At 68.8% G+C, this 24,407-nt stretch carries 19 protein-coding genes, 1 tRNA gene and 1 pseudogene; 9 read left to right on the top strand and 12 right to left on the bottom strand.

Translation table 11 applies throughout. The features are described 5' to 3' along the window. Positions 1-204: 204 nt before the first annotated feature. From AC1DZQ_RS11555 to AC1DZQ_RS11535, 5 genes are all read left to right on the top strand, one after another. Positions 205-1,134: a hypothetical protein gene (locus AC1DZQ_RS11555; protein ID WP_476963641.1), complete on the top strand. Its 930-nt coding sequence runs from the start codon at positions 205-207 to the stop codon at positions 1,132-1,134. A 546-nt stretch (positions 1,135-1,680) separates the two neighbouring features. Then, complete coding sequence (locus tag AC1DZQ_RS11550) at positions 1,681-2,544, top strand: winged helix-turn-helix domain-containing protein (protein WP_476963640.1); 864 nt, start codon at positions 1,681-1,683, stop codon at positions 2,542-2,544. A 329-nt stretch (positions 2,545-2,873) separates the two neighbouring features. After that, complete coding sequence (locus tag AC1DZQ_RS11545; RefSeq protein WP_090582524.1) at positions 2,874-3,077, top strand: dodecin family protein; 204 nt, start codon at positions 2,874-2,876, stop codon at positions 3,075-3,077. A 54-nt stretch (positions 3,078-3,131) separates the two neighbouring features. Continuing rightward, positions 3,132-3,659 (top strand): SixA phosphatase family protein, encoded by a 528-nt coding sequence (locus AC1DZQ_RS11540; RefSeq protein ID WP_476963639.1) that lies wholly within the window; start codon positions 3,132-3,134, stop codon positions 3,657-3,659. A gap of 137 nt (positions 3,660-3,796) precedes the next feature. Beyond that, a complete protein-coding gene (locus AC1DZQ_RS11535; protein WP_476963638.1) occupies positions 3,797-4,348 on the top strand; it encodes a hypothetical protein in 552 nt (183 codons plus the stop codon). 81 nt (positions 4,349-4,429) lie between these two features. Here AC1DZQ_RS11535 and AC1DZQ_RS11530 read toward each other — a convergent pair whose 3' ends face one another. From AC1DZQ_RS11530 to AC1DZQ_RS11510, 5 genes are all read right to left on the bottom strand, one after another. Then, a complete protein-coding gene (locus AC1DZQ_RS11530; protein WP_476963637.1) occupies positions 4,430-5,077 on the bottom strand; it encodes a hypothetical protein in 648 nt (215 codons plus the stop codon). Between the two features lie 17 nt (positions 5,078-5,094). Continuing rightward, positions 5,095-5,757, bottom strand: a complete 663-nt coding sequence (locus AC1DZQ_RS11525) for a TetR/AcrR family transcriptional regulator (RefSeq protein WP_476963636.1) — start codon at positions 5,755-5,757, stop codon at positions 5,095-5,097. Next, positions 5,754-7,838: a YhgE/Pip family protein gene (locus tag AC1DZQ_RS11520; RefSeq protein ID WP_476963635.1), complete on the bottom strand. Its 2,085-nt coding sequence runs from the start codon at positions 7,836-7,838 to the stop codon at positions 5,754-5,756. Before AC1DZQ_RS11520 ends, AC1DZQ_RS11525 begins: the two co-directional genes overlap by 4 nt. Then, positions 7,835-8,527 carry an ABC transporter ATP-binding protein gene (locus tag AC1DZQ_RS11515; protein WP_476963634.1) on the bottom strand — a complete coding sequence of 231 codons (693 nt, stop codon included), beginning with the start codon at positions 8,525-8,527 and terminating at the stop codon, positions 7,835-7,837. Before AC1DZQ_RS11515 ends, AC1DZQ_RS11520 begins: the two co-directional genes overlap by 4 nt. A gap of 141 nt (positions 8,528-8,668) precedes the next feature. After that, the gene (locus tag AC1DZQ_RS11510; protein ID WP_476963633.1) at positions 8,669-10,189 is read right to left on the bottom strand and encodes a dihydrolipoyl dehydrogenase family protein; all 1,521 of its coding nucleotides are present in this window, start codon (positions 10,187-10,189) and stop codon (positions 8,669-8,671) included. A 149-nt stretch (positions 10,190-10,338) separates the two neighbouring features. Here AC1DZQ_RS11510 and AC1DZQ_RS11505 point away from each other — a divergent pair, with 149 nt between their 5' ends. Then, the gene (locus AC1DZQ_RS11505; RefSeq protein ID WP_476963632.1) at positions 10,339-11,082 is read left to right on the top strand and encodes a FadR/GntR family transcriptional regulator; all 744 of its coding nucleotides are present in this window, start codon (positions 10,339-10,341) and stop codon (positions 11,080-11,082) included. 132 nt (positions 11,083-11,214) lie between these two features. Here the strand turns inward: AC1DZQ_RS11505 and AC1DZQ_RS11500 are convergent. Continuing rightward, positions 11,215-11,288: transfer RNA gene (locus AC1DZQ_RS11500), tRNA-Arg, on the bottom strand. Positions 11,289-11,565: 277 nt separating this feature from the next. Here AC1DZQ_RS11500 and AC1DZQ_RS11495 point away from each other — a divergent pair. Together AC1DZQ_RS11495 and AC1DZQ_RS11490 are read left to right on the top strand one after the other, a co-directional pair. Continuing rightward, positions 11,566-13,401 (top strand): phosphoenolpyruvate carboxykinase (GTP), encoded by a 1,836-nt coding sequence (locus AC1DZQ_RS11495; protein WP_476963631.1) that lies wholly within the window; start codon positions 11,566-11,568, stop codon positions 13,399-13,401. 247 nt (positions 13,402-13,648) lie between these two features. Further along, positions 13,649-15,058, top strand: a complete 1,410-nt coding sequence (locus tag AC1DZQ_RS11490; RefSeq protein WP_476963630.1) for an FAD-binding oxidoreductase — start codon at positions 13,649-13,651, stop codon at positions 15,056-15,058. Positions 15,059-15,176: 118 nt separating this feature from the next. Here AC1DZQ_RS11490 and AC1DZQ_RS11485 read toward each other — a convergent pair whose 3' ends face one another. From AC1DZQ_RS11485 to AC1DZQ_RS11470, 4 genes and pseudogenes are all read right to left on the bottom strand, one after another. Beyond that, positions 15,177-16,337: a globin domain-containing protein gene (locus AC1DZQ_RS11485; protein WP_476963629.1), complete on the bottom strand. Its 1,161-nt coding sequence runs from the start codon at positions 16,335-16,337 to the stop codon at positions 15,177-15,179. A gap of 183 nt (positions 16,338-16,520) precedes the next feature. Next, positions 16,521-16,967 (bottom strand): annotated as a pseudogene (locus AC1DZQ_RS11480) (RrF2 family transcriptional regulator); the annotation flags it as partial. A 20-nt stretch (positions 16,968-16,987) separates the two neighbouring features. Then, positions 16,988-17,473, bottom strand: coding sequence for a hypothetical protein (locus AC1DZQ_RS11475; protein ID WP_476963628.1), 486 nt, complete (start codon positions 17,471-17,473; stop codon positions 16,988-16,990). Positions 17,474-17,475: 2 nt separating this feature from the next. Then, complete coding sequence (locus AC1DZQ_RS11470) at positions 17,476-18,894, bottom strand: phosphomannomutase/phosphoglucomutase (protein ID WP_476963627.1); 1,419 nt, start codon at positions 18,892-18,894, stop codon at positions 17,476-17,478. Positions 18,895-19,008: 114 nt separating this feature from the next. Here AC1DZQ_RS11470 and AC1DZQ_RS11465 point away from each other — a divergent pair, with 114 nt between their 5' ends. Beyond that, positions 19,009-21,189, top strand: a complete 2,181-nt coding sequence (locus tag AC1DZQ_RS11465) for a RecQ family ATP-dependent DNA helicase (RefSeq protein WP_476963626.1) — start codon at positions 19,009-19,011, stop codon at positions 21,187-21,189. Here AC1DZQ_RS11465 and AC1DZQ_RS11460 read toward each other — a convergent pair. Together AC1DZQ_RS11460 and AC1DZQ_RS11455 are read right to left on the bottom strand one after the other, a co-directional pair. Beyond that, complete coding sequence (locus AC1DZQ_RS11460) at positions 21,134-22,603, bottom strand: MFS transporter (protein ID WP_476963625.1); 1,470 nt, start codon at positions 22,601-22,603, stop codon at positions 21,134-21,136. The genes AC1DZQ_RS11465 and AC1DZQ_RS11460 overlap by 56 nt on opposite strands. Positions 22,604-22,642: 39 nt before the next feature. Next, a complete protein-coding gene (locus AC1DZQ_RS11455) occupies positions 22,643-24,313 on the bottom strand; it encodes a phytoene desaturase family protein (RefSeq protein WP_476963624.1) in 1,671 nt (556 codons plus the stop codon). Between the last annotated feature and the right edge of the window lie 94 nt (positions 24,314-24,407).

The following is a 24,407-nucleotide window of genomic DNA, read 5'->3' as shown; positions in this document are numbered from 1 at the left end:
GGGGACCCTGTGCGGCACCTGTGAATCCCAGCCTAGCGAGCTGGATGCCGTTCCGGGGCGGCGCGGGCCGCAACGGCCACGCTCAATCCGGCTTTCCCGTCCTGCCCGAACGTCACAGGCCCGGCTGTCGGCCCGCACAGCCCAGGCACAGGATCCCTCAGCACGCTGGGGTCAACACCGATCCGCACCCTAAGGAGAAACACCATGAGCGGTCAGCATCCCGGAGCCGGTTCCGGACCAGCCCTCGAGCCCGCCCCCACACCCACAAGCGGCGCAACAGCTGCGCCAGCGCCGGTGACAGCGCCCCCTGCTGCCGTGCAGTACGACGCCGGACACCTCGACGGCGGTCATCTCGACGGCGCCCGGCCGGCAGCGGGCCCTGCCCCGGGCTGGGGCGCACCCGTAGTTTCGGAAGTTCCGGCATCGGCGCCGGCGTGGAGCATGCCCCAGCAGGAGCCTCCGGCGCCTGCGGCCGCCGCGGGCTGGGGCGCGCCGGGAACCGCCGCCAAGACGGGCTCTGCCGCCAAGCCCTGGACGCTCAGGCGCGGGCTCGCCGTCGCCGGAGCCGCGGCTGTCCTCGCGGTCGGCGCCGGCGTGGGCGTCTACGCCCTGACCTCAAGTTCAACGGCAGCCAATGGCGCTGCCGGCACGGCCGCCGGTGGGGCGGCGGGCGGCGCAGCCGGCGGCCAGGGGTTCGCCCCGGGCGTGCCGGGCTCTGCGCAGGGCGGATTCGCGGGAGGCGGCATGCCGGGACAGGGCGGCCCCGGCGACTTCGCAGCCGGTGGGATGGGCAGCGGGCTTTCCGCGGCACTGCATGCCGAATACGTGGTGCTGCAAGGAAGCGGGTACGCCACCCTGGCCGAGCAGCTGGGCACAGTGAGCGAGGTCAGCTCTTCGTCCGTGACGGTCAAGAGCAGTGACGGGTTCACGCGCAGCTATGCGCTGGGCAGCGACGTCGTGGTGAGCAATTTGCAACAGCGGCGCCAGCAGGCCGGCGGCACGGGCACCCAGCTGAGCGTGGCGGACATCGTCGCGGGCGGGACCGTGCGGATCGTGGCGGCCAAGGACGGTTTCGGCTACACGGCGTCCTCCGTCGTGGTCGTGGCGGCGACGGCCACTGGCCAGTCCAACTGACCCGCCGCAACCGGCACTGCCGCCGTGCCTGTCCGGCGGCAGTGCCGGTTGCCCACTCCGTGGACCGCCTCGCGGGAAGCGGCGGGAAGGCCCGGTTTTGCCTCAATTGCCATACTGTGAATGATTTTCGCTACTTTGCGGGCATGTACGAATAATGTTCGGGAAAGTGCACTTCCTGACCTTCCGGTCAGTAAAACACTTGTTATTTTATCGCAGCCGCAGAATTGTGACTTGCGCTACATTTCCCGGATCTGTCTCACTATGTGGAACTTGGGGTCCATTGTTACTTGCACGTTTACATTGTTACGTTGCACACTTCAATTGTGAACAAGAACTCAACAGCACCTGCAGCCGCAGCTTCCTGGATCAGCACACCCGCTGGTACCGAGATGCGCTGTTGTCGAATGCACGCCTAACTTTTACACCCCGAAGAGTTTCTAGGCATTCGCCCCCCAGCCCAGAGTCGGGCGCCCCTCCCCAATTTCATTGCGGGGAAAGAAGCATTCGAGCCGCGATGACGGCCATTCACATTGAGGTAAGCAATCCATGTCAGTTGCATCCGGATACGTCCACATCTCCGTCCGTAACGCCAGCAAGGCCGGCCAGGCCTCCGGGATCCGCCAGGGCTTTGGCGGCCGCTCCGCATTCGCCCCCGCCGGATCCACCGGCAGCTTCCCCGCCCCCGGATATGCAGCGCAGGGCTACAACCCGGACTCCTACGGCCAGCTCCGTGCCGTTCCGCCCGCCCCCGCCACGGCGCCTACCCCCGTGATCGCCCCGGGTGCCGGCAGCCCGGTCCGTTCGGCGCCCAGCGACAACGTCGCCCGCGGCTTCGTGCTGTACATGGGCATTGATGAGGAAACCGCAGCTGCGGCCGGCACGTCCATCGCCAAGCTTGCCCAGGAAATCCGGGCCTACGCGCAGTCGCTCGTTGCCGGCGCCGAAAGCTATGCCGCCGTCGCCGTCGCACCGGCCAGCGCCCCGGGTTCCGCTCTCGACGTCGTCCGCTCGACGTTCGGTGACCCCACAGCCGGGGCCCGCCAGCGCACCGAGGCCGCGCGCCTGCAGCAGCCGCAGGATCCGCGGCCGTCCGGCGTGCTGATCGACCTCGCCCGCCGTGAGGTGCACCTCGACGGCGAATCCCTGAACCTGACGTTCAAGGAATTCGAGCTCCTGAACTACCTGGTGGAGAACGGCACCCGCACCGTGGGCCGCGACGAGCTCCTCGAAGGCCTGTGGCGGAACGCCGAAGAGGTTCCGAACGAGCGGACCATCGACGTGCACATCCGTCGCCTGCGTTCCAAGCTCGGCCGCCTCGCCAACACCGTACGCACCGTGCGCGGCCAGGGCTACCGGTTCTACGAGCACCCCGAAGTAGTGGTCTGGGCCGCTCCGGAATACTCGATCTAGTCTTTAGCCCACGCAAAGCGTCCGTTCCTGAACTGGGGCGGGCGCTTTCGCGTTTCCGGAGCGCGTTCACGCGCTCCGGGCGACACTTTGCCGTGCCTTAGACACCTCCTTCGTTCCTCAGTCGGCGATGCGGCACTACGCAAAGTGTCGCCCTCCGCGCTTCCGGGATGCGCCTTTGCGCTTCAGCGCCCGCACTGCACGTTGGGGGCTTTGGGTGGGATGGCTGACGGGTTTTTGCCTCCGCGGCAGGTGGGTCGCGGTTGGACTCTGTTGCCTTTCGGGGGCGCGGCGTAGTCTCGGACCGTTGAGCCGACTATTGGGAGGAAGACATGTCTGTTGCACGGATTACTACCCTGAGCGCGAACTCCAAGACCTCGTTTGATGCTGCCATCAAGGAGGGCGTCGACCGGGCCAATAAGACCCTTCGCAATGTCACCGGGGCGTGGGTGAAGGAACAAAAGGTTGAAATCAGCGACGGCGCCGTCGTTGCCTGGCACGTCGTGCTGGAAGTGACCTTTGTCCTGGAGGGCTGAGGAGCGCTGGTGGGGTGCGCGCCTGTGGACCGGCCACCGCACTAGGATTGGGGCATGAGCGCGCATCACATCAAACGGCTGGTGATCATGCGGCACGCCAAGTCCGACTGGCCCGGCGGGGTTGCCGACCACGAACGGCCGCTCGAAGAGCGCGGGCACAAGGATGCGCCCGTCGCCGGAAAGTGGCTGCTCAAGCACGGCGTGGTCCCTGATTTCATCCTCTGCTCCAGTGCTTTGCGGACCCGCCAGACCTGCACGTGGGTGTGCCACGCTCTTGGGGACAAGGCGCCGACACCCAAGCTCGAGGATGGCCTGTACGCCGCGTCCGCCTTGCGCATGCTGGCGGTGATCAACCACGTCCCGGACACCGTGACCACCCTCATGGTGATTTCTCACATGCCCGGGGTGCAGGACCTCGCCATGCACCTGGCGTCGCGCGACTCCGACCACGATGCCTACATGGACGCCGCCACGCGGTTTCCGACCAGCGGGCTGACCATCCTGGAAACCGAAAAGTCCTGGGCCGAACTGGACGGGCAGGACGCCAAGCTGACCCACTTCAAGGTCCCCCGCGCCAAATAGCCGCAGGTCCGCCCCGGTAAGGGCTGCGGAATCCATAGCAACCTGCGCCGATCTGCGGTTTACTGATGCTGTTTAGTCATGTGGTTTTTCCAGTGGTTTTGGGGCATCTGTTGCAACCCGGAGAAAAGGTGATCAACGTGGATTCAGGGCAGCTCATAGGAATTATCATCGGTATCGTCGTGGTGCTCGCGATCGTGGCGGTGGCAGTCATGGTCAGCCGCAAGCGCAAGGTGGCCGCGGACCGGAACAAAGCCGCTGAGATGCGTGAACAGGCCAAGGCCGACGAATTCGCTGCGCGGGAACGTGATGCCAAGGCCGCGCGTGCCGAGGCCGACGCGCAGGAGGCCGACCTCGAGGCCGAGCGGCTGCGGCAGGAAGCCCGCACCCGCCAGGAAGAGGCCGAAAGCGTCCGCTCCGGCGCGCAGGAGCAACTGCGCAAAGCCGACGAAGTGGACCCTGACGTGGTCACATCTGAACGCGAAGGCGAAAGCGGGCAGATGCCGACCCGCGCGGATTTGCGCTCCGAGCGGACCACGGGCGAGCCAGCGACGGGCAGGCCCGTCTCCGGCGACCAAGTTCCCGACGAGCAAGTGCCAGCCGACCAGCGCAGCCGCGACGACGTGACCCGGACCGACGCCGCCCCGGGCCCGGATGCCACCCCCCGGGAGGATAGGCCGCGAAACCTCTGAGCTGACAACACCGAGCTGAGCACACTGAGCTGAACCTCTGGGCCGAAACGTCCGAGCCGTCAGGGTGCCCGTGCGCAGGACTCAGCGGCGGGCGGAGGCCCGGGCTGGTGACTTGGGGGCTGGTGACTTGGCGGCGGCCGGTTTTGCGGGCGCCTTGACCGGTGTCTTCGCCGGTGACTTGGCCGCGGGCCGCGCCGCCGTCCGCGGGGCAGCGGTCCGCGGAGCCGCCGGGCGCGCTGCGGTTCCCCGCGGCGCGGACGGCCGCGCGCTTGTGGTCCTGGTCCGCGTGCCCCGTGCGACGGGCGCCGGGCGGCGACGCGGAGCATGGCCCGGGGAACGCCGGCCGCGGCTCCTGCCGGGCAGAACGGTGCCGGCAAACAGCAACAGCAAGGTGACGGCTCCGGCGGCCGCGGCCAGATAGAAGTACAAATCCGGATGCTCGGAATCGACGCGGGTGGACAGGGCATCGGGATCGGGGTTGAAGGCCAGCCCCCACTGGCGCAGGAAGGCGACCCCGAACGCGATAAAGAGGGTGCTGCCCACCCCGCTCGCGGCCAAGGTCTTGTGCCGGCGCCGGACCACCACCTCCGCCACGCAGGCCACATAGGCCGTGGCAGCGGCCCCGACGAACCACACCAGCACCCACTCGTGCAGGGTAATTCCGGTCAGAACCAGAAGTCCCAGGGCAGCGAGGAACGCTCCGATGGCGACCTTCCCGTTGGTACCCATGTGACGCATGTGAACAATCATGCCTGAGCGGGCGGCTGCTTCACGACGTAGCCGCGCATGGAGGCCATAATTGCGGCCACACTCTGCTCCCTGGTCCGTTCCGGGTTGTACGTCTGGCGGTCCAGGCCCACCACGAAGCAGGCCCCAAAGATTGCCGTTTCCAGGCTGCCCCGGGATACGGCGGGATCCACGGGATAGACAGCGGCGACGCCGTCGATGGCAGAGCCGATCACCGCGAGCAGGCTGCCGCGGAGCTCGGCGAAGGTGTCCTGCCACTCGCTGGGGGTCCGCCAGTTTTCGCTGACCCAAAGCCGGGCGAAGGACGGGTACTCGGCCATGAAGTCCATGGCCTGGCCGATCATCTCCTCCATGGCGGCGAGGGGATCGGCGGAGTCGTCGCGGACACTCAGGAGCCGTGCCAGGAGGATGTCCACGCCGTGGCGCAGCAGCTGGGCGATCAGGTCCGACTTGCTGCCAAAGTTGTAATACACCGTGCCCTTGGACACCCCGGCTGCCGTGGCGATCTCATCCACCGTCACACCTGCCGCGCCGCGCTCTCCGATCAGTTCCATGGAAGCCTCGAACAGCTTCTGCTTCGTGGCGTTCGTGCGGGCGGGACGGAGCTTTTTCTCCGCGTCCCCGGAACCTGCCGGGCTGCCGCCGCTTGGGCTGGTGGTCATACGGCGATCTCCGGTTTCAGCGTCTTGAGCGTCCAGTATTTGTTCTTCCGGACGGCAACGGTCGACATTGCCAGTCCCAGCAAAGTGTAGCCAACCAGCCCCAGCATCGTGGGCAGGATGAGTGCCAGGTCCGCACCGTAGATCAGGTGCCGCATGCCGCTGACCACGTAGCCCATCGGCAGGATCTGGTGCACCACGTGCAGCGGCTCGGGCGTGGTCTGCCACGGGAACGTGCCGCCGGAGGACACCAGCTGCAGCACCAGCAGGATGAGCACCACGAGCTTGCCGGGCGAGCCCAGCAGCGCCACCACACCCTGGATGATTGCGCTGAACGCCATCGCGGCCGCCAGCATGAGGAACCACATGAGCACCGGGTGGGCCGGGTCCAGTCCGAGCCCCACGTCCACCACCAGGGTCAGCAGGCTCGCCTGCACTGCGGACACCGTCAGGAACGGAAGCCAGCCGCCCGCGGCGATCTTCCAGGCCGGTGCATTGGAGGCCAGCGCCCGCTGGGTGACCGGGCGCATCGCCTGCACCAACATGAAGATGCCGATCCACAGGGCCAGCGTCAGGAAGAACGGCGCCAGCCCGGCGCCATAGGACCCGGCCTTGGCCTGCGAGACATTGCTGACCGCGACCGGATCTGCCATGACCTTGGAGAGGCTGTCCTTCTGGGCGTCGTCCGGGTTGGGGACCTTGCCGGCGCCGTTGGCGAGTTCCGCGGCAAGCGTTCCCGCGCCGTCGGAGGCCGTCGCCGCGCCGCTCTCCAGCTGCGCCGCGCCGTCGTCGAGTTTCTGGGCACCCTGCACGAGCCTGCCGGCGCCGTCGACGGCGTCCTGCTGGCCGGCGGCGAGGGCCGCCGAACCGCCGGCGAGCTGGTCCGCCCCGGCGGAGGCCTTGGTGACGGCGTCGCTGAGGGCGGGCGCGGCACCGGCCAGCTGTGTGGCGCCGGCGCTGACGGCGGCGGAACCGTCGGCCAGCTTCTGGACCTGCGCGGCGGCGGCCTGCAGTTTGGCACCGGAGGCAGAAGCCGCAGCAGAAGCGGCAGCGGAAGCCGCAGGCGGCGCGGCGGTGGCGTCGACGTCGGCCACCACCTTGTCGGCCTGGTCCTGGCTGAGGACGCCGGCGGCGACCAGGCGGCTGGTGGACGCCACCACCCTGCTCCGCTGGGCCTGGGCAGCGGCTTGCTGCGCGGCCTGTTCCGCTGCGGCGAGTTGTCCGGGGATGGCCTGCACCTGGGCGTTGAGCGCGGCGTTGCCCGCAGCCACCTGCGCCGCGCCGTCGGCCAGCCGTTGCGCGTCGGCGGGCAGGGCTGCTGTCTTGTCCTTGAGCTGGGTGAGGCCGCTGCTGAGCTGGCCGGCCCCGGCGCTGAGTGAAGCGGCGCCGTCCCGGAGCTTGACCTCGCCGTTGTAGAGCTCGCTGGCGCCGTTTTTGAGTTCGCCGGTGCCCTGGTGCAGGGTCACGGTGCCGTCGTGGAGCCGGGCGACGCCGCCGGCGAGCTGGCCTGCGCCATCGGAGGCCTTGAGCATCTGGGTGTGGATGGTGCCGAATCCGGTGAGGAGCTGGTTGGCGGTCTCCTCGCCCACCTCCTTGGCGACCGTCGTGTGCACGGCGGTGGTCAGCTTGTCCACGATGGTGCTCAACAGATAGTTGTTGGCATCGTTGGTGGTGACGTTTAGCATGGCCTGGTTGGCGGCGTCGAAGCTGCCGGGGGAGACCAGGTTCGCGGAAAAGTCCTCCGGGATTTTCAGGGCGAACGCGTACGTGCCGTTACTGACGCCCTGGTCCGCTTCCTCGGTGCTGGCGACCGTCTTCCAGTTGAAGATGTGGCCGTCCACCAGGGACTCGGCCACCTTCCGGCCGGCCTCCAGCCGCGTGCCGTCCGCGGCCGCGGCACCGGAGTCCTGGACCACCAGGGCGGCATCGATCTGGTTCAGCTTGCCGTACGGATCCCAGTTGGCGTAGAGGTACACGGCGCCGTAGAGCAGCGGGACCAGGGCCAGGGCCAGGATGGTCAGCTTGGGCAGCAGCCCGCCGGTCATTCGTTTGAGCTCGGAGCGGGCCAGCCGCAGCACAGTCACTTTGCGTCCTCGGTTTCGGGTGAGAGGGGTTCGGGCAGGAGGGTTTCGTGCGCGACGTTTTCGTGCGCGAGGGCATTGCCGATCACGGCGGCGGGCCCGGCCCAGCCGTCCGGAATGCGGGTGACGGTGGCGACGACGGCGAGCGGCCGCCCGGCGTCGTGCGCCAGTTCCTGCAGCCGCGGCAGCCAGTCGGCAGCGTCGCCGCTGTGCCGGTCGGGGGAGTCCACCACGAGGAGGCCGGTGTCCGGATTGGCGAGGGCGAGCGCCGTGAGGAGCTCGATCCGCCGGCCTGCCGGCAGCTGCTCGGTCCACAGCCCGGCGATATCTTCGAAATTGTTGAGCCTCAGCCAGGGCGTGCTGCGCCCGGCGCCGCGGTGGCGGCGCGGCACCAGGGCCAGGTCCTCGGTGACCAGGTCGCGGACGCTCAGGTGTTGTTCGGGCTCGTTGACGCCGGGGGAGTCGACCACGCTGCTCGCCTGCCGGAGGTCCTTGATCCGGGCGCTTCCGTCCCAGCTCGCGGTCCCGGCGGAGGGCTTCATGCGTCCGCTCAGGCACAGGGCCAGGGCAGTGCGCTGGTCCTGGCGGACACCTTCGACGAGCAGGAGGCCACCGTGTGCGGCCTCCAGCGAGGTGGGCGGCAGCAGGTCATCCCGCCGGCCGGTCACGGAGAGCTGGTGTACGCGGAGCAAAGTGGGCCTTTCGCAGAAACGATGTCCACTCAAGGCTAACTAAACTGACCAGTCAGTTCAAATAGAATGCGGTTGGTGTGATGAACAAGACGTGCAGGCAGCCGCAGCGGCGGCCGGGCCTGCCGGTGCTTCGCGAGCCGGTCAGAGGCCGTATTCCTCCAGCAGACGGAGCCAGACCTCGCTGATGGTCGGATAGGAGGGCACGGCGTGCCACAGCCGGTCCAGCGGCACTTCCCCCACCACCGCAATGGTGGCTGCGTGCAGGAGTTCAGCCACATCCGGGCCGGCGAACGTGGCGCCCAGCAGCACCTTGCGGTCCTCGTCGACAACCAGCTGCGCCCACCCTTCGTAATGCTCAGCGTGCAGGGAGGAGCCGGCCACTTGGATGGGAAGTTCCACGGCGGAGGCCCGGAAGCCGTCTTTCTCCGCCTGCGCCATGGTCCGGCCGACGTTCGCCAGTTCCGGGTCGGTAAACACCACGTTCGGCACCGCGTGCTCATAGGCCGTCTGGGCAAAGCGGCTCCACGGTGCCGGCTCGCCGGTGAGTTCGCCCTTGGCCCGGGCGGCAATGGCGTCTCCGGTGGCCCGGGCACCGTACTTGCCCTGGTGGGTCAGCATGGCCCGTCCGGCGGCGTCGCCGGCAGCGTAGAGCCAGGGGTTGCCGGACACGTCGTTGTCGGTGGCGTGGTGGACTAGGCCGGTGGAATCGGTGGTGAGCCGCAGGGTTCCGTCCTCGGGTGCGGAAAGCCCGACGCTGTCCAGGCCGAGACCCTCCAGTGAGGGGTGCCGGCCAGTGGTGACAAGCAGCTTGTCCGCCGTGACCGTAACACCGTGGGCCGGGCCGTCACCGGGGCCGTCAACGCCCGGGCCGTCACCGGGGCCGGCGCCGCCGTCGAGCACGACGGTGAGGGAGCCGTCGTCGTTCTCATGCACGCTGCGCGTGCCCGTATGCAGGCGGAGGTCGACGCCGTCGGCGCGCAGGCCGGCGGCGACCAGGTCGGCGGCCTGTTCTGGGAAAACGCCCAGGAGGCCGCTGCGGGCCACGAGGGTCACCGACGAGCCCAGCCGGGCATAGGCCTGGGCGAGTTCGACGCCGGCAACGCCGCCGCCGAGGACCGCAAGCCGCGCAGGGACCGCGCGGGCCGAGGTCGCCTCCCTGGTGGTCCAGTACTCGACGTCGTGAAGCCCCTCGACCGGCGGCTGGTTGGGGGTGGAGCCCGTGGCGACCACCACGGCGTGCCGTGCCGTCAGCGCGTAGCTGTTGCCGTCCAGCCCCGCCACCTCGACCTGCCGCGGGGCGGTGATCCAGCCGTGGCCGCGGATCAGTTCGATCCCCGTGTCCTGCACCCACTTAACCTGGCTGTCGTCCTGCCAGTTCGAGGTGAAGTAGTCACGGCGCTTCAGCACGGCCGCCGGATCCAGGGTGCGGGTGACGGCTTCCTGGGCGCCCGGGACCGTCTGCGCGCCGTGCAGCGCAGTGCCTGGCCGCAGGAGCGCCTTCGAAGGCATGCAGGCCCAGTACGAGCACTCGCCGCCTACCAGCTCCGCCTCGATGAGCACTGTTGTCAGGCCGCCGCGGACCACGCGGTCCGCCACATTCTCGCCCACGGCCCCGGCGCCGATCACAATGACATCGAATTCCCGCTGAATCTGTGCCGTCATGGCACCAGCCTACGCCGGGGCCATCACCGGATCCGGGGAGCTCCGGGCGCCGCCGGTGCCGGATTCCGGTGTAATGTGCAGGGCCGAGCCCTTTGCAGGACGGGGGACGGTCGATACTGTTGGGACCACACTTGGGGGAGGAGGCGGCCATGGCCGCACGCAACACGACAACAGGCACGGCCATACCGCTGGCGAGGTTCAGCGCACAGGCCCGGCTCCGGGCACTTCAGTCGGACATCCTGGAGCTGATCCTGGAACGGGACCTTGTCCCCGGGGACCCGTTGCCGACCGAGAACGAGCTCACGGCGGCACTCGGCGTCGGCCGCAACACGCTGCGGGAGTCCTTGAAGGCGCTCCAGGCGCTGGGTGTCATTGAGATCCGCCACGGCTTCGGCATGTTCGTCGCCCCGAGCAATTTCGAAGCCCTGACCGACGGCCTCACCTTCCGCGCCCGGCTATCGCTGCGCCATCACGGTGAGGAAGCCCTGCAGCTCGTGGAGGTTCGACAGGCACTCGAATCCGGTCTGGTCGGCGCTGCCATGGACCGGATCAGCGCGGAACAGCTGGCCGCGGTGGAGGAGTCCGTGGGCCGGATGGAAGCGCTGGCAGCCGCGGGGGATCCCTTTATTGAGGCCGACGCGGAGTTCCACCGCAGGCTTTTCGAGCCGCTGAACAACGACCTATTGATCAGCCTGATGGACGTCTTCTGGAAGGTCTACCGCCGGATCCACCTCGAACTCGGCGGACCGTACGCCGTCGACCTGCAGGCAACGGCCGCAGTGCACCGGGCGATCTATGAGGCTGTCGCCTCGGCGGACAAGGCCCTCGCCTCCGAGCGGCTCAGGACGCATTTCGACGACATCCGCGACATCATCGTCCGGACGACGGCCTGATCCCAGGTGCCGGGGCCGCTTCGGCCCCGGCACCTGCCGCGGGCGCCTAACCCGGCGCCCGGAAGGTTAAGACACTTTGGGCTTAAAACAGAAGATCCGCCCCGGCGAACCGGGGCGGATCTTCTTCTTCTGTGCGCCCAAAGGGATTCGAACCCCTGACCTTCTGTTCCGTAGACAGACGCTCTATCCAGCTGAGCTATGGGCGCATTCTCGGCTCTTGGAGAACTTCTCGCTCCCCGAACCTCGAATTACTTTACGCGAGCCCGGGCCCAGTTACAAATCGAAACGGGTGTAATCTGGCCGACTAGACCGGTCTATGTGACCTTAGTCACAAAAAGCGGGTATGGTGGCAGTCTAGTTCCTTGAATTTCCGCGGTTTTTGATTTGCGCCGCCCTGGTCATCCCATGTCCGGGCCCGGAATGGGCCCCTTGGCGAGCCCTAGCATTTAGGACACACCACTGAACCCGAGGAAGGGAACCGTAATGGGAGATCTGGCGCGACTGCCGTTGCTTGAAAAAGCACCCACCACACATGCCGGTCTGCTGGCATGGGTAGAAGAGGTAGCCCAACTGACCCAGCCGGACCGGATCTACTGGGTTGACGGGTCGGAAGCGGAAAACACGCGGCTGACGGACGAGCTCGTTGCCGCAGGCACCCTGACCCGGCTGAACGAGGACCTCTTCCCCAAGTCCTTCGCGGCGTTCTCCGACCCCGCCGACGTGGCCCGCGTCGAAGAGCAGACCTTCATCTGCTCCGAGAAGGAACACGACGCCGGCTTCACCAACAACTGGATGGCCCCGGCGCAGATGAAGGAAAAGCTGCGCGGCCTGTTCGCCGGCTCCATGCGCGGCCGCACCATGTACGTGATCCCCTTCGTGATGGGCCACCTGGACGCCGAGGACCCGAAGTTCGGCGTCGAAATCACCGACAGTGCCTACGTTGTCGCCTCGATGCGCATCATGGCCACCATCGGCACCAAGGTCTTGGACAAGATCACCGCGACCAACGCGTTCTTCGTCCCCGCACTGCACTCCCTGGGTGCCCCGCTGGTCCCCGGCCAGGCCGATGTCCCGTGGCCCTGCAACCCGGACAAGTGGATTGTCCACTTCCCGGAGGAGCGCTCCATCTGGTCCTTCGGCTCCGGCTACGGCGGCAACGCCCTGCTGGGCAAGAAGTGCTACGCCCTGCGCATCGCCTCGGTGATGGCACGCGACGAAGGCTGGCTTGCCGAGCACATGCTCATCCTCAAGCTGACCTCGCCGGAGAAGAAGAACTACTACGTCTCCGCCGCCTTCCCCTCGGCCTGCGGCAAGACCAACCTTGCGCTGCTCGATCCCACCATCGAGGGCTGGAAGGTCGAAACCCTGGGTGACGACATCACCTGGATGCGGTTCGGCAAGGAAGGCGAGCTCCGCGCCGTCAACCCGGAGGCCGGCCTGTTCGGCGTGGCTCCGGGCACCGGCTGGGGCACCAACCCCAACGCGATGCGCGCCATCGCCAAGGGCCACAGCATCTTCACCAACGTCGCCCTGACGGACGACGGCGGCGTCTGGTGGGAGGGCATGACCGAGGAAGTGCCGGCTCACCTCACCGACTGGCAGGGTAACTCCTGGACCTCCGATTCGGATAAGCCCGCTGCCCACCCGAACTCCCGCTTCTGCACGCCGATCGACCAGATCGACATGCTGGCCGAGGAGTACTACAACCCGGACGGCGTGGAGCTTTCCGCGATCCTGTTCGGCGGCCGCCGCAAGACCACCATCCCGCTGGTCACCGAGGCACGCAGCTGGTCCAACGGCATCTTCATGGGCTCGACGTTGTCCTCCGAGACCACTGCCGCGGCAGCCGGTGCCGTCGGCGTTGTCCGCCGGGATCCGATGGCCATGCTGCCCTTCATCGGCTACGACGCAGGCGATTACCTGAACCACTGGGTCAACCTGTCCGCCAAGGCCAACCCGGAGCGACTGCCTAAGATCTTCCTGGTCAACTGGTTCCGCCGCAATTCCGAGGGCGGCTTCGCGTGGCCCGGATTCGGTGACAACGCCCGTGTCCTGAAGTGGGCCATCGAACGCCTCGAGGGCAAGGCCGACGCCGTGGAGACCCCCATCGGGTTCGTCCCCACCGCTGACGCGATCGACCTCACCGGCCTGGACATGACCCCGGCCCAGGTTGAAGAGGCCGTCCGGGTCGATCCCGCGGAGTGGGCCACCGAGCTGGCCTCCATCGAGGATTGGTTCGCCAACTTCGGCAGCTCGCTGCCCGAGGCACTGAGCGCTGAACTCGCAGGACTGAAGGAGCGCATGGCTGCCGAGCAGTAGCAGCCGGCACAACAGCGCTACAACGACGGCGGCCCCGCATCTTCTCGAAAGATGCGGGGCCGCCGTTTTCGTTGCGCACGTGACGCCGGGACTTAGGTCCCTAGGCCGCGTCCGGGCGGGTCCCTAGGCTTGTCCGCATTCCATCAGCCGGGCCGGCCGCCGACTGGAGCGTGCGCTGGGTGCATTCCGGGCGGATGCAGCCGCGCCCCCGACCTGCTCGCGGCCAGCGAGACTTCAGGAGTTCCTCATGCTTGTCAACGACGACATCCATGCTTTGTCCAGGGCTGTCAGCGGTCCGGTCGCTTTGCCGGACGGCCCCGGGTTCGCGGAAGAGACGTTCGCCTTCAACGTCGCAACGGTGCACCGGCCCGACGTCGTTCTGGGCGCCGCAGATGCCCAGGACGTCGCGGCCGCGGTGAAGTGGGCGGCGGAGCGCCGGCTGCCCGTGTCCGTCCAGTCCACCGGGCACGGCGCCGAGTCAGCGATCGATGGCGGCCTGCTCATCAACACGCGCCGGCTGCAGGACCTGCAGATCGATCCGGTTGAACGCACCGCACGGGTCGGTGCCGGCGTGAAGTGGCGCACTGTTCTGGAGGCCAGCGTGCCGCACGGGCTCCTCGGATTGCATGGCTCCAGCACCGACGTCGGCGTCGTCGGGTACACGCTGGGCGGCGGGCTGCCCGTGCTCGGCAGGGCCCATGGCTTCGCGGCGGACCATGTCCGCAGCATGGAGATCGTCACCGCCGACGGCGCGCTGCGCCGGATCGACGCCGGCGCCGAGGCCGAGCTGTTTGCGCTGATGCGCGGGGGCAAGGGCAATCTCGGGATCGTGACGGCACTGGAGTTCAACCTCTTTCCGTTCAGTGAGTTCTACGGGGGTGGCATCATCTATCCCGGGGCGGATGCGGCCGCCATCCTGGCTGCCTTCCGTCAATGGCTGCCCACGCTGCCCGAGGATGCCGCACCATCGATCTCCCTGCTGCGTCTTCCGGACATGGACTTCGTTCCCGAGCCGCTGCGGAACCAGTTTGTCGTGCACCTGCGTTTTGCCTTCCTGGGGAACCGCGAGGCCGGCGACGCGCTGCTTGCCCCGATGCGCGCGGTCTCGACGCCGTTGATGGACACGGCCGGACCCATGAGCTACCTCGATGTCGACCAGATCCACATGGACCCGGCGGACCCGCTGCCCTTCACGGACGGTGGCGCGCTCCTGAAGGACTTCGGCGACGAGACTGTGGCGGACCTGCTCGAGCTCACCGGGGACGGTTCGGGCTGCCCACTGCTGCTGGTGGAGGTCCGGCCGCTCGGTGGCGCACTGGCCCGGGCAGCCGCCGGGCCGGATGCGTTGCCGGATGCGGTGTCGGATGCGGTGTCGGGGCGGGACGCGGCCTTCCTGCTGTTCCTCGTCGGCTTGAAAGTGCCGCCCATTGCCGAGGCGGTAGCGGCCTCCATCCGGGAGATCGTCGCCGCGATGGCCCCCCACTCCACCGGATACACACTGATCAATTTCCATGGCGAGCCGGGCGACGAGGCCGACCGGGCCAGGGCGTGGTCTCCCGCGGTCTACGAGCGGATGCGGTCCGCGAAGTCCACGTACGACCCGAGCAATCTCCTGCGCTTCGGCCACGCGATCACCGGTGTGCCCGCCGCGGGGTGATGTTCAGCGAGGTTCCGTGAGGTTCCGTCCGGGAACTTCGCCACGTTCACGACGGCGGGCCCGCATCCTTTCGCAGGATGCGAGCCCGGTGTCCATGCGGAGGGTGACTCTGTTTGGGTTAGCTGGCGAGCCAGATGTCCGGGCCGAAGACCTCATAGTGGATCTTCGTGGCCGGGATGCCGGCGTTGATGGCCTCGTTGCGGATGTTCTTCATGAACGGCAGCGGACCGCACAGGTACAGGGAGGCGTTCGCGGGCAGGTCCACCTCGCGCAGGGACATGAACCCGGAGTTGGCCCCGGCCTCGGGCTGCTCCAGCCAGAGCTGCAGGTCGGCGCCGTCGAGGCGTTCGACGTCGTCCGTCATCTGGGAGCGCAGCGCCCAGCTGTCCAGGGTGCTTTCCGCGTGCAGGACCAGGACCTGACGGTCCGAGCCGGACTCGGCCAGGGAGCGCAGAATGGACGCCGTCGGCGTGCAGCCGATACCGGCAGAAGCCAGGATCACCGGGCCGTCGCCCTCCTTGAGCGTGATCTCGCCGTAGGGGTTGGAGATTTCGATGACGTCGCCAACGCTCACGTTGTTGTGCAGGACGGGGGAGACCTCGCCGCCGTCGTCGAGCTTGGTGGTGAAGCTGCGGCTGGTACCGGCGTCGCCGGAGAGAGAGTACTGGCGGACCTGGCGGAGTCCGTCCGGCAGGGTGACTTTGACACTGACGTACTGGCCGGGCAGTGCCGCGGTGATGGGGGTGTCGTCGGCCGGTTCCAGGGTGAAGGTCATGGAACCGGTGCCGGCGGGGGCCTTGGCGGCAACCTTCCAGGGGGTCCACATCTTGCCGTTGGCCTGGGCGGCGTAGAGGCCCTTCTCGAGCTTGATCAGCGCGTCCGCCATGAGCCAGTAGACCTCGGTCCAGGCTTCGGCGATTTCCGGGGTGATGACGAGGGCCAGGTCATCGGCGATGGCGGCGAAGAGGTGCTCGTAGACCACCTGGTACTGCGGCTCCGTGATGCCGAGGGAGGCGTGGCGGTGCGCGATGCGGGCGAGCACGGTCTCCGGCAGGGTGCCCGGGTTGCTGACCAGGTGGCTCGCGAAAGCGGCGATGCTTCCGGCCAGGGCCTGCTGCTGGTCGCCCGAGCGCTGGTTGGAGCGGCTGAAGAGCCCGTCCAGCAATTCGGGGTGGGCGGCGAAGAGGCGCGCATAGAACTTGGGGGTGATCTCCCCGATCCGGGAACCGACCAGCGGCAGGGTGGCCTCGATGACGGGGAAGGATTTGTCCGAGAGCATGTTGACTCCTGAGATAGAGGCCCGGGGGTCTTCAACCGGACCGCGATGTAATACTGTCATTTGGAATGCGAGTATTTACAACTCATTTCTACACGTTGTAGAAATGGGAGGCAAATCGGCCTGCTGGGTTCGGTGGGATTCGGCGGAGTCCGGTGGAGTCCGGTCGGGAAACGTCCGGGCTTCGAGGCCCGGGCGCAGTCCGATCGCCGCAAAGACGGGTGCCATCTGCCGCGGGGTCGGCAGCGAGGCGATGACGATGCCGTCGAGTTCGCCGTAGAAGGCCTCGCGGGCCCGGGCAAGCGCGGATCGGAGCTGGCATTCGGTGATGAGCGGGCAGGTCCCGCCCGCGGCGATGCAGTCGGCCGGGTCCAGGCGGGTATCGAGTTGCCGCAGCAGCTGGCCTACCGTGGCGGTCCGGCCGGTGCTGCTCAGCCGGGATCCGCCGTTGCGGCCGCGTTCGACGTCGATCAGTCCCAGTGCGCGCAGCTTCGCCATCGCCTTGCTGACGTGGTTGTACGGCGTGCCGACGGCGTCGGCGATGCTCTGGGTGGTCAGGAGCCCGCCGTCCGGAGCGGCCGCGAGCACCAGCAGAGCGCGCAGGCTCACATCGGCAAACGCATTGATCTTCATATCCCCAGCCTAAAGGCGGTCTAGTCCACCCAGACGGCGGGCTCGTTGGTGTCGGCGGCCAGCTGGCCGAATTCGAGTTCGTGCGTCCCGGCGTTCGCGGCGTAGGGCAGGACGGCGGCGAACAGGGAGCCGTCTTGGTGCTCTGCCGCGACGTGGATGGCGTCCGAGTCTTCCTCGAGCAGCGTGATGTCGCAGACGACGGCGGCGGCCCGGAACTCCTCCCGGTGCTGCCGGAGCAGCTCGTGGAGGTCCCGGATCATGGCGTCCGCGTCGAAGTCGGCGTCCGATCCGTCGCTCGCGTCCGCGGGTGTCACGGCAACCAGCCGGACTTCGCCGTCGTTCTGCACCACCAGCGCGAAGGGCAGGAAGCCGCCGTTGCGCTCCAGCTGCTCCTGCGCGGCGCCAACGCCGGTGCCGAGCAGGTTCTCCAGGTCCGTGGCACTCGCGTCCGGCACGGAATCGCGCCAGGATCCGGTGTTGGACGATTCTTCCGGGTGTGCTGCCACGGCTAGCCCCGGACCAGCGCCAGGACGCGGTCGCGGACGCGTTCCATGGTGGCGGTGTCCGTGGCTTCGACGTTGAGGCGCAGGAACGGTTCGGTGTTGGACGGGCGCAGGTTGAACCAGTAGCTGCCGTCGGCGGCGATGAAGGTGCTGCCGTCGAGGTAGTCGACCTCCACGTCGTCGTCGTGGAAGTCCTTGCGGACCCGCTCGACTGCGGCGGCCTTGTCCTCGATTTCGGAGTTGATCTCGCCGGATGACCGGTACGGCTCGTATTCGCGGCCGAGCTCGGAGAGTGGACCCTCCTGTTCGCCGAGGGCCGCCAGAACGTGCATGGCTGCCAGCATGCCGGTGTCCGCATTCCAGAAGTCGCGGAAGTAGAAGTGGGCCGAGTGCTCCCCGCCGAAGATGGCCCCTTCCGCGGCCATGACGGCCTTGATGAAGGAGTGCCCGACGCGGGTGCGGACGGGCCGGCCGCCGTGGCGTTCCACGAGTTCCGGAACCGCGCGGGAGGTCAGCAGGTTGTGGATGACGGTGGGCGTGTCTTCACCGAGGCCCTGCGCGCGGGCGATTTCACGGCGGGCCACCATGCCGGTGATGGCCGACGGCGAGACGGGCTCGCCCTTTTCGTCGATCACGAAGCAGCGGTCGGCGTCGCCGTCGAAGGCCAGGCCGATGTCCGCGCCGTGCTCGACGACGGCGGCCTGCAGGTCGCGCAGGTTTTCCGGCTCCAGCGGGTTGGCCGGGTGGTTCGGGAAGGATCCGTCGAGCTCGAAGTACAGCGGGACGATTTCCAAGGGAAGCTTGGGCAGCAGGGCATCGCCAAGCACGGCCGGGGTGGTGAGGCCGGCCATGCCGTTGCCCGCATCCACCACAACTTTCAGCGGCCGTGAACCGCGCAGGTCCACCAGGCTGCGCAGGTACTCCGAGTAGCCCTTGAGGACGTCCTGCACGCCGATCAGGCCAATGCTGCCGGCCGCGGGGATGGTGCCGGCGTTGAGGTATTCCTCGGCGCGGGCCTGGATCTCCATGAGCCCGGTTTCGGAGGAGATGGGCACGGCGCCGGCCTTGGCCATCTTGATGCCGTTGTATTCGGCCGGGTTGTGGCTCGCGGTGAACGTGGCGCCGGCGGCGTTGAGGGCTCCGCACGCGTAGTAGAGCTCGTCGGTGGAGATCAGGTCCAGCAGCTGGACGTTGGCTCCGCGGGTGGCTGCGCCGTTGGCGAAGGCTTTGGCGAACTCGGGGGAGGAGGGGCGCATGTCCCCGCCCACCAGCACGGTCTGCCCCGTGAGTTCCAGGACGTCGACGAAGGCGGCACCGACGGCTTCGACGATCTCCGCGGTGATGGATTGCCCCACAATTCCGCGCACGTCGTAGGCCTTGAACGAGGTGGAGAGGTCAAAAGTCTTTGTCTTGTCCGTAGTCACGCGTCTTATCTTACGTTGCGGCCTTGATGCGGTGTCGTGTGTCCAGCGCCTGGGATTGTGCACATAGCGGGCCCCGGCTTCATGGCTGTCGGAGGGGACTGGGATACTGAAGCAATGGCCAGTAACCAGAACGCCCTTTCCAGCACCGCCCTAGCCGGCACCACGTCCTCGACCCGGGAACAGGCCCAGAACGTACTGCGGGAGCTCGTGGGCCACCCCGAGGCGGAGTTCCATGACGGCCAGTTCGAGGCCATTGAGGCCCTGGTCGACGGCGGCAGGCGGGCCCTGGTAGTGCAGCGCACCGGCTGGGGGAAGTCGGCCGTGTACTTCGTCGCCTCCCTGCTGCTGCGCCGCCGCGGCGCCGGCCCCACCCTGATCGTGTCCCCGCTGCTGGCGCTCATGCGCGACCAGGTCGCCGCCGCGGCACGGGCCGGGGTGCGGGCGGTCGCGATCAACTCCGCGAACCAGCTGGACTGGGACACCGTCCGCGAGCAGCTCGCCGCCGATGAAGTGGACGTCCTGCTGGTCTCGCCGGAACGCCTCACCAACCCGTCCTTCCGGGAAAACCAGCTCCCCGAGCTCGTCCGCCGGACCGGGCTGCTGGTAATCGACGAGGCCCACTGCATCTCGGACTGGGGCCACGATTTCCGCCCCGATTACCGGCGCATCGCGGACCTCATCACGCAGCTCCCGGAGACCGTCCCGGTGCTCGCCACCACCGCCACGGCCAATTCCCGGGTGGTGCATGACATCGAGGAGCAGCTCGGCAAGGACGTGCTCACCATCCGGGGCGCCCTGGGCCGGGACTCGCTCAGGCTCGGTGTCCTGACCCTGCCCGATTCCCGCGAACGGCTGGGCTGGCTGCTGACCCACCTGCAGGATTTGCAGGGCAGCGGCATCATCTACACACTCACGGTCTCGGCCGCCGAGGACACTGCCCGCCTCCTGGCCGAGGCGGGGCACGAGGTGCTCGCCTACACCGGCCGCACGGACCCCGCGGACCGGGAACGCGCCGAGCAGCTCCTCAAGGACAACCAGGTCAAGGCGCTCGTAGCCACGTCCGCGCTCGGCATGGGCTTCGACAAGCCGGACCTCGGCTTCGTGGTGCACCTTGGCGCGCCGTCGTCCCCGGTGGCGTACTACCAGCAGGTGGGCCGCGCAGGCCGTGGCGCGGCTAACGCCGACGTCCTGCTGCTGCCAGGTTCCGAGGACCGCGATATCTGGCAGTACTTTGCCACCGCCTCCATGCCGTCCGAGGAGAAGGCTGCCGCGGTCCTGACGGCCCTCGCCGAGGCAGGCACGGCGGTGTCCACGGTGGCGCTCGAGGCCCGGGTGGACCTGCGCCGCACCCCGCTGGAGCTGCTGTTGAAGGTCCTGGCCGTGGACGGCGCGGTCGAACGCGTCGGCGGCGGCTGGCGCTCCACGGGACAGCCCTGGAACTACGACGCCGAGCGGTACAGCCGGATCGCCGAGGCCCGGGTGGATGAACAGGACTCGATGGTCATCTACCAGGACACGGCCGGCTGCCGGATGGAATACATCACCTCGGTGCTGGACGATGAAACCGCCCGCGCCTGCGGCCGCTGCGACAACTGCGCGGGCCGCTGGTTCCGGGCCGATATCGCCGAGGACGCCACGCAGACCGCCGGACAGACCCTGCGCCGGGCCGGCGTCGTCCTGGAACCGCGGCTGCAGTGGCCCAGCGGCATGGACCGCCTGGGCGTGCCGGTCAAGGGCAAGATCAAGCCGGATGAAGCCCTGGCGGACGGCCGGGTGCTGGCGCGCCTGACGGACCTTGGCTGGGGCGGGGCCCTGCGGGAGGCCTTCGCCGCCGGTGCGGCCGACCGGGCCGTGGACCCCGGCATGCTCCAGGCCTGCGTCCAGGTGCTCCGGGAGTGGGGCGCGGGGGATGCCCGGACCCCGGGCTGGAGCGGGGCCGGCCGGCCGGCCGCGATCATCAGCCTGCCCTCCCGCGGGAAGCCGCTGCTGGTGGATTCCCTGGCCCGCGGGATCTCCGAGATCGGCCGCATCCCGTATCTTGGCCAGCTGCAGCTCAACCACGGCGGACCCACCGGCGGCCGCGGCGGGAACAGCGCCTACCGGCTCGCCGGCGTCTGGGACCGCGTGGCGGTGGGACCGGAGCTGGAGGAGGCCCTGGCTGGAATCCGGGGCCAGAGCGTCATGCTGGTGGACGACCTCGTGGACAGCCGCTGGACCCTGACCGTCTCCGGGCGGGCCCTTAGGCTCGCGGGCGCCGGCGCCGTGCTGCCGTTGGTGCTGGGCCAGGCCGGCTGACTTCCGCGCCGGCGTGGCGGGGGAGGGCCAGGCTGTCCAGCGTGCTCAGGAGCATCAGGACCGCGATGGCCACGAACGCTGCCCGGTACGGCGCCGCCGGATCGGCGGCGGCCCCGGCGGATCCTGCGTGGCTGCCTGCCTCGAAAACCCGCAGCAGGAGCGCCCCGACGGCGATCCCGGCCGCGGTGGCGAGCTGCACGAGCGTCGCGGAGACGGCATTGGCGGAGGGCAGCTGGGCCGGGGCGACGTCGGCGTACTGGACGGAGGCGTAGGCCGAGAACCCGATCGAACGGAATGCTCCGCTGGCCACCAGCACCGCGACAATCAGCGGCTCCGGCGTGCCGGCGTTGAGCAGCGCGCACAGCGCAAACGTGGCCGCGGAGGCGAGCGACGCGAACACCAGGACGGGCTTGAACCCGAAGCGCCGGATCAGGGGCGTCGTGGCGGGCTTGATCCCGATGTTCCCCACGAACACGGCGGACACCATCGCCCCGGCCTGCAGCGGGTCCCAGCCGAAACCGACCTGGAACATCAGCGGCAGCAGGAACGGCACCGCGCTGATGGTCAGGCGGTACACAAAGCCTCCCGTGGCCGTCGCGCGGAACGTCCGCGCACCGAAGACGGACAGATTGAACAGCGGCGTGCTGGCCCGCCGCATCCAGGCCGCGGCGGCGGCCAGGAACAGCACGCCGGCCACGATCCCCGCGGCCGCCAGCAGCCCGGCGTCCCGGCCGCCCATCAATTCCAGGCCGACCAGCAGGGCGCCCACGCCGAGCGTGGTCAAAACCAGGCCCAGCCAGTCCAGGCGCCGCGTGCTGTCGCCCCGGACTGTGGGGACCAGGCGCAGCGCGGCCAGGAACGCCGCCAGGCCCAGGGGGAGGTTGACCAGGAAGATCCAGTGCCAGGACAGGTAGGTGGTGAGCGCTCCGCCCACCAGCGGGGCGAGGACCGGGGCCAGCAGTCCGGGCCACACCAGGAAGGCGGTCGCCCGAAGCAGGTCCTTCTTCGGGGTGCCGCGGAGCACCACGAGCGTGCCCACCGGGACCATCATGGCGCCGCCGGCACCCTGCAGGACACGGCTCAGGGTCAGCATGGTCAGGTCCTGGCTGAGCGCGCAGAGCAGCGACGCCGCCGTGAAGATGGCGATGGCGAGACAAAACACCCGACGGGCACCGAGCCGCTCCGCGAGCCAGCTGCTGAGCGGGATGCCCATCGCCACCGTCATCAGGTAGGCCGTCATGGTGATGTTGACGTCGGCGGCCGGCACGGAGAAATCGGCGGCGATACTGGGTATGGCCGTGGTCAGGACGGTCCCGTCGAGGAATTCCATGAAGAACGTCGCGGCCACGAGAAGGGCCAGCCGCGGGCTCCAACTGCCCTGGGCCGGTACGGGGCTCTGCGGGGAGGCGTTCATGCGCGTGTCTCCGAGTTCAGAGTCACCCATTGCGCCGGTTCAGCCATGGCGCAGGGGCGGGTCCGATTCCAGCACGGCCATGGCGGCATTGTGCCCGCCGATGGCACTGACGGCCCCGCCGCGGCGGGCGCCGGAGCCGCAGAACAGGATCTGCGGATCGTCCGTCGCCACGCCCCAGCGGCGCGCCGGGGTGTCCAGCGGTTCGCCGTCCTCCACGAACGGCCAGTCGAGGCCGCCGTGGAAGATGTTGCCCCGGGGCATTCCGACGGCGCGCTCAATGTCCAAAGTGGTCTTGGTTTCGATGCAGGGCCGCCCGTCCGGATCCGTCAGGAGCAGATCCTCGATGGGCTCAGCCAGGACGGAGTTCAGGGAGGCCAGGACGGCTGCCTGCAGTTCGGCGCGGCGGTCCTCGTTGTTCTCCGCCGTGACCAGCCGGTCCGGGATGTGCAGGCCAAAGACGGTCAGCGTCTGGGCGCCGGCTGCCTGCAGTTCCGGGGACAGGATGCTGGGGTCGGTCAGGGAATGGCAATAGATTTCGCACGGCAGCGGCGAGGGCACGGATCCGGCGGCGGCGGTGCGGTAGGCGGCGTCGAGCTGGGACCACGTCTCGTTGATGTGGAACGTCCCGCCGAAGGCGGCCTCGGGGCTGACGGAACCGTCCAGCAGCCGCGGGAGCCGTTTGAGCAGGAGGTTGACCTTGACCTGCGCGCCCTCGCGGCGGTGGTTCGGGTTGGTGGCGGCGCCCGCTGAATTGACGGCGGCACCGGCATTGGCGCCGGTGGCGGCGACGGCGGAAGGCCGGTCGCGCGGCCGGCTGCGCAGCCGGTCCAGGACTACCGGCGCCACATTGGACAGCACCCACCGGGCGGTTGCCGAGTGGCCCTGCCCGCCGTGGCGGTAGTCCACGACGCCGCCGGGCCGGACGGCCGTGACGTCCGCGGAGGTCAGGATGGTCGCGCCGGCGTCGCGGGCGGCCCGCTCGAGCTCGCCGGAGACCGCGCCCATGCCGCCGACCGGCACGTCCCAGTCGCCGGTTCCGCCGCCGATCAGGTGGTAGAGGAAGCAGATGTTTTGCTGGAGGTCCGCGTCGTCGGCCCGGGCGAAGGTCCCGATCAGGGCGTCCGTCAGGACCACGCCGCGGACCAGGTCGCTGCCCAGTTCCTTGCTGATGGCGTGCCCGATGGGATGTTCGATCATGGCCTGCCACGCCTCGGCGGCGCCGGCCCGGGCGGCGAGGGCCCGCGCGTCGGACCGCGGCAGCAGCGGCGCGGTCATAGTGGGCCAGAGCGCCTCCGTGAGCTGCCGGCAGGCGCCGTAGAACGCGGTGAAGGCGCGGAACTCGCTGTCGGGAGCGCCGACGGCGGCGAAGGACGCGGCCGTGGCGGCCTCGTCCCCGTTGTCCACCAGCAGGGCCCGGCGGCCGTCCGCGGGGTCCGGGGTGTAGGAGGAATAGCGCCTCCGGGCCAGCGTGATGCGCAGGCCGAGGTCGTCGATGATCTGCTGCGGCAGGAGGCTGACGAGGTACGAGTAGCGCGAGAGGCGGGCGTCGACGCCGTCGAACGCGTGTGCGGATACCGCGGCGCCGCCGGGGTGTTCCAGCTTTTCCAGGACCAGGACATCCCGCCCGGCCTTGGCCAGGTACGCGGCCGCGGCCAGGCCGTTGTGGCCGCCGCCGACGATGATCGCGTCAAATTCGTTGTTGCTCGACATGGGCCTATCCTGCCATCCGGATCGGCCGGCGGGCGTGAGGTGTCCGGCCACCGGACGTGCGCCGGTTGGCGCAGGCGACGCAGGGAGGCGCTTG

It is taken from the genome of Arthrobacter sp. P1_C12_2, from assembly GCF_056406415.1.
This window is presented reverse-complemented; position numbering and strand designations above follow the sequence as displayed.

Bases quoted from the DNA above. Each gene is read 5' to 3' on its own strand.
- AC1DZQ_RS11555 (WP_476963641.1), top strand. From the start codon at position 205: ATGAGCGGTCAGCATCCCGGAGCCGGTTCCGGACCAGCCCTCGAGCCC.
- AC1DZQ_RS11550 (WP_476963640.1), top strand. From the start codon at position 1,681: ATGTCAGTTGCATCCGGATACGTCCACATCTCCGTCCGTAACGCCAGC.
- AC1DZQ_RS11545 (WP_090582524.1), top strand. From the start codon at position 2,874: ATGTCTGTTGCACGGATTACTACCCTGAGCGCGAACTCCAAGACCTCG.
- AC1DZQ_RS11540 (WP_476963639.1), top strand. From the start codon at position 3,132: ATGAGCGCGCATCACATCAAACGGCTGGTGATCATGCGGCACGCCAAG.
- AC1DZQ_RS11530 (WP_476963637.1), bottom strand. From the start codon at position 5,077: ATGGGTACCAACGGGAAGGTCGCCATCGGAGCGTTCCTCGCTGCCCTG.
- AC1DZQ_RS11525 (WP_476963636.1), bottom strand. From the start codon at position 5,757: ATGACCACCAGCCCAAGCGGCGGCAGCCCGGCAGGTTCCGGGGACGCG.
- AC1DZQ_RS11510 (WP_476963633.1), bottom strand. From the start codon at position 10,189: ATGACGGCACAGATTCAGCGGGAATTCGATGTCATTGTGATCGGCGCC.
- AC1DZQ_RS11505 (WP_476963632.1), top strand. From the start codon at position 10,339: ATGGCCGCACGCAACACGACAACAGGCACGGCCATACCGCTGGCGAGG.
- AC1DZQ_RS11495 (WP_476963631.1), top strand. From the start codon at position 11,566: ATGGGAGATCTGGCGCGACTGCCGTTGCTTGAAAAAGCACCCACCACA.
- AC1DZQ_RS11490 (WP_476963630.1), top strand. From the start codon at position 13,649: ATGCTTGTCAACGACGACATCCATGCTTTGTCCAGGGCTGTCAGCGGT.
- AC1DZQ_RS11485 (WP_476963629.1), bottom strand. From the start codon at position 16,337: ATGCTCTCGGACAAATCCTTCCCCGTCATCGAGGCCACCCTGCCGCTG.
- AC1DZQ_RS11465 (WP_476963626.1), top strand. From the start codon at position 19,009: ATGGCCAGTAACCAGAACGCCCTTTCCAGCACCGCCCTAGCCGGCACC.
- AC1DZQ_RS11460 (WP_476963625.1), bottom strand. From the start codon at position 22,603: ATGAACGCCTCCCCGCAGAGCCCCGTACCGGCCCAGGGCAGTTGGAGC.
- AC1DZQ_RS11455 (WP_476963624.1), bottom strand. From the start codon at position 24,313: ATGTCGAGCAACAACGAATTTGACGCGATCATCGTCGGCGGCGGCCAC.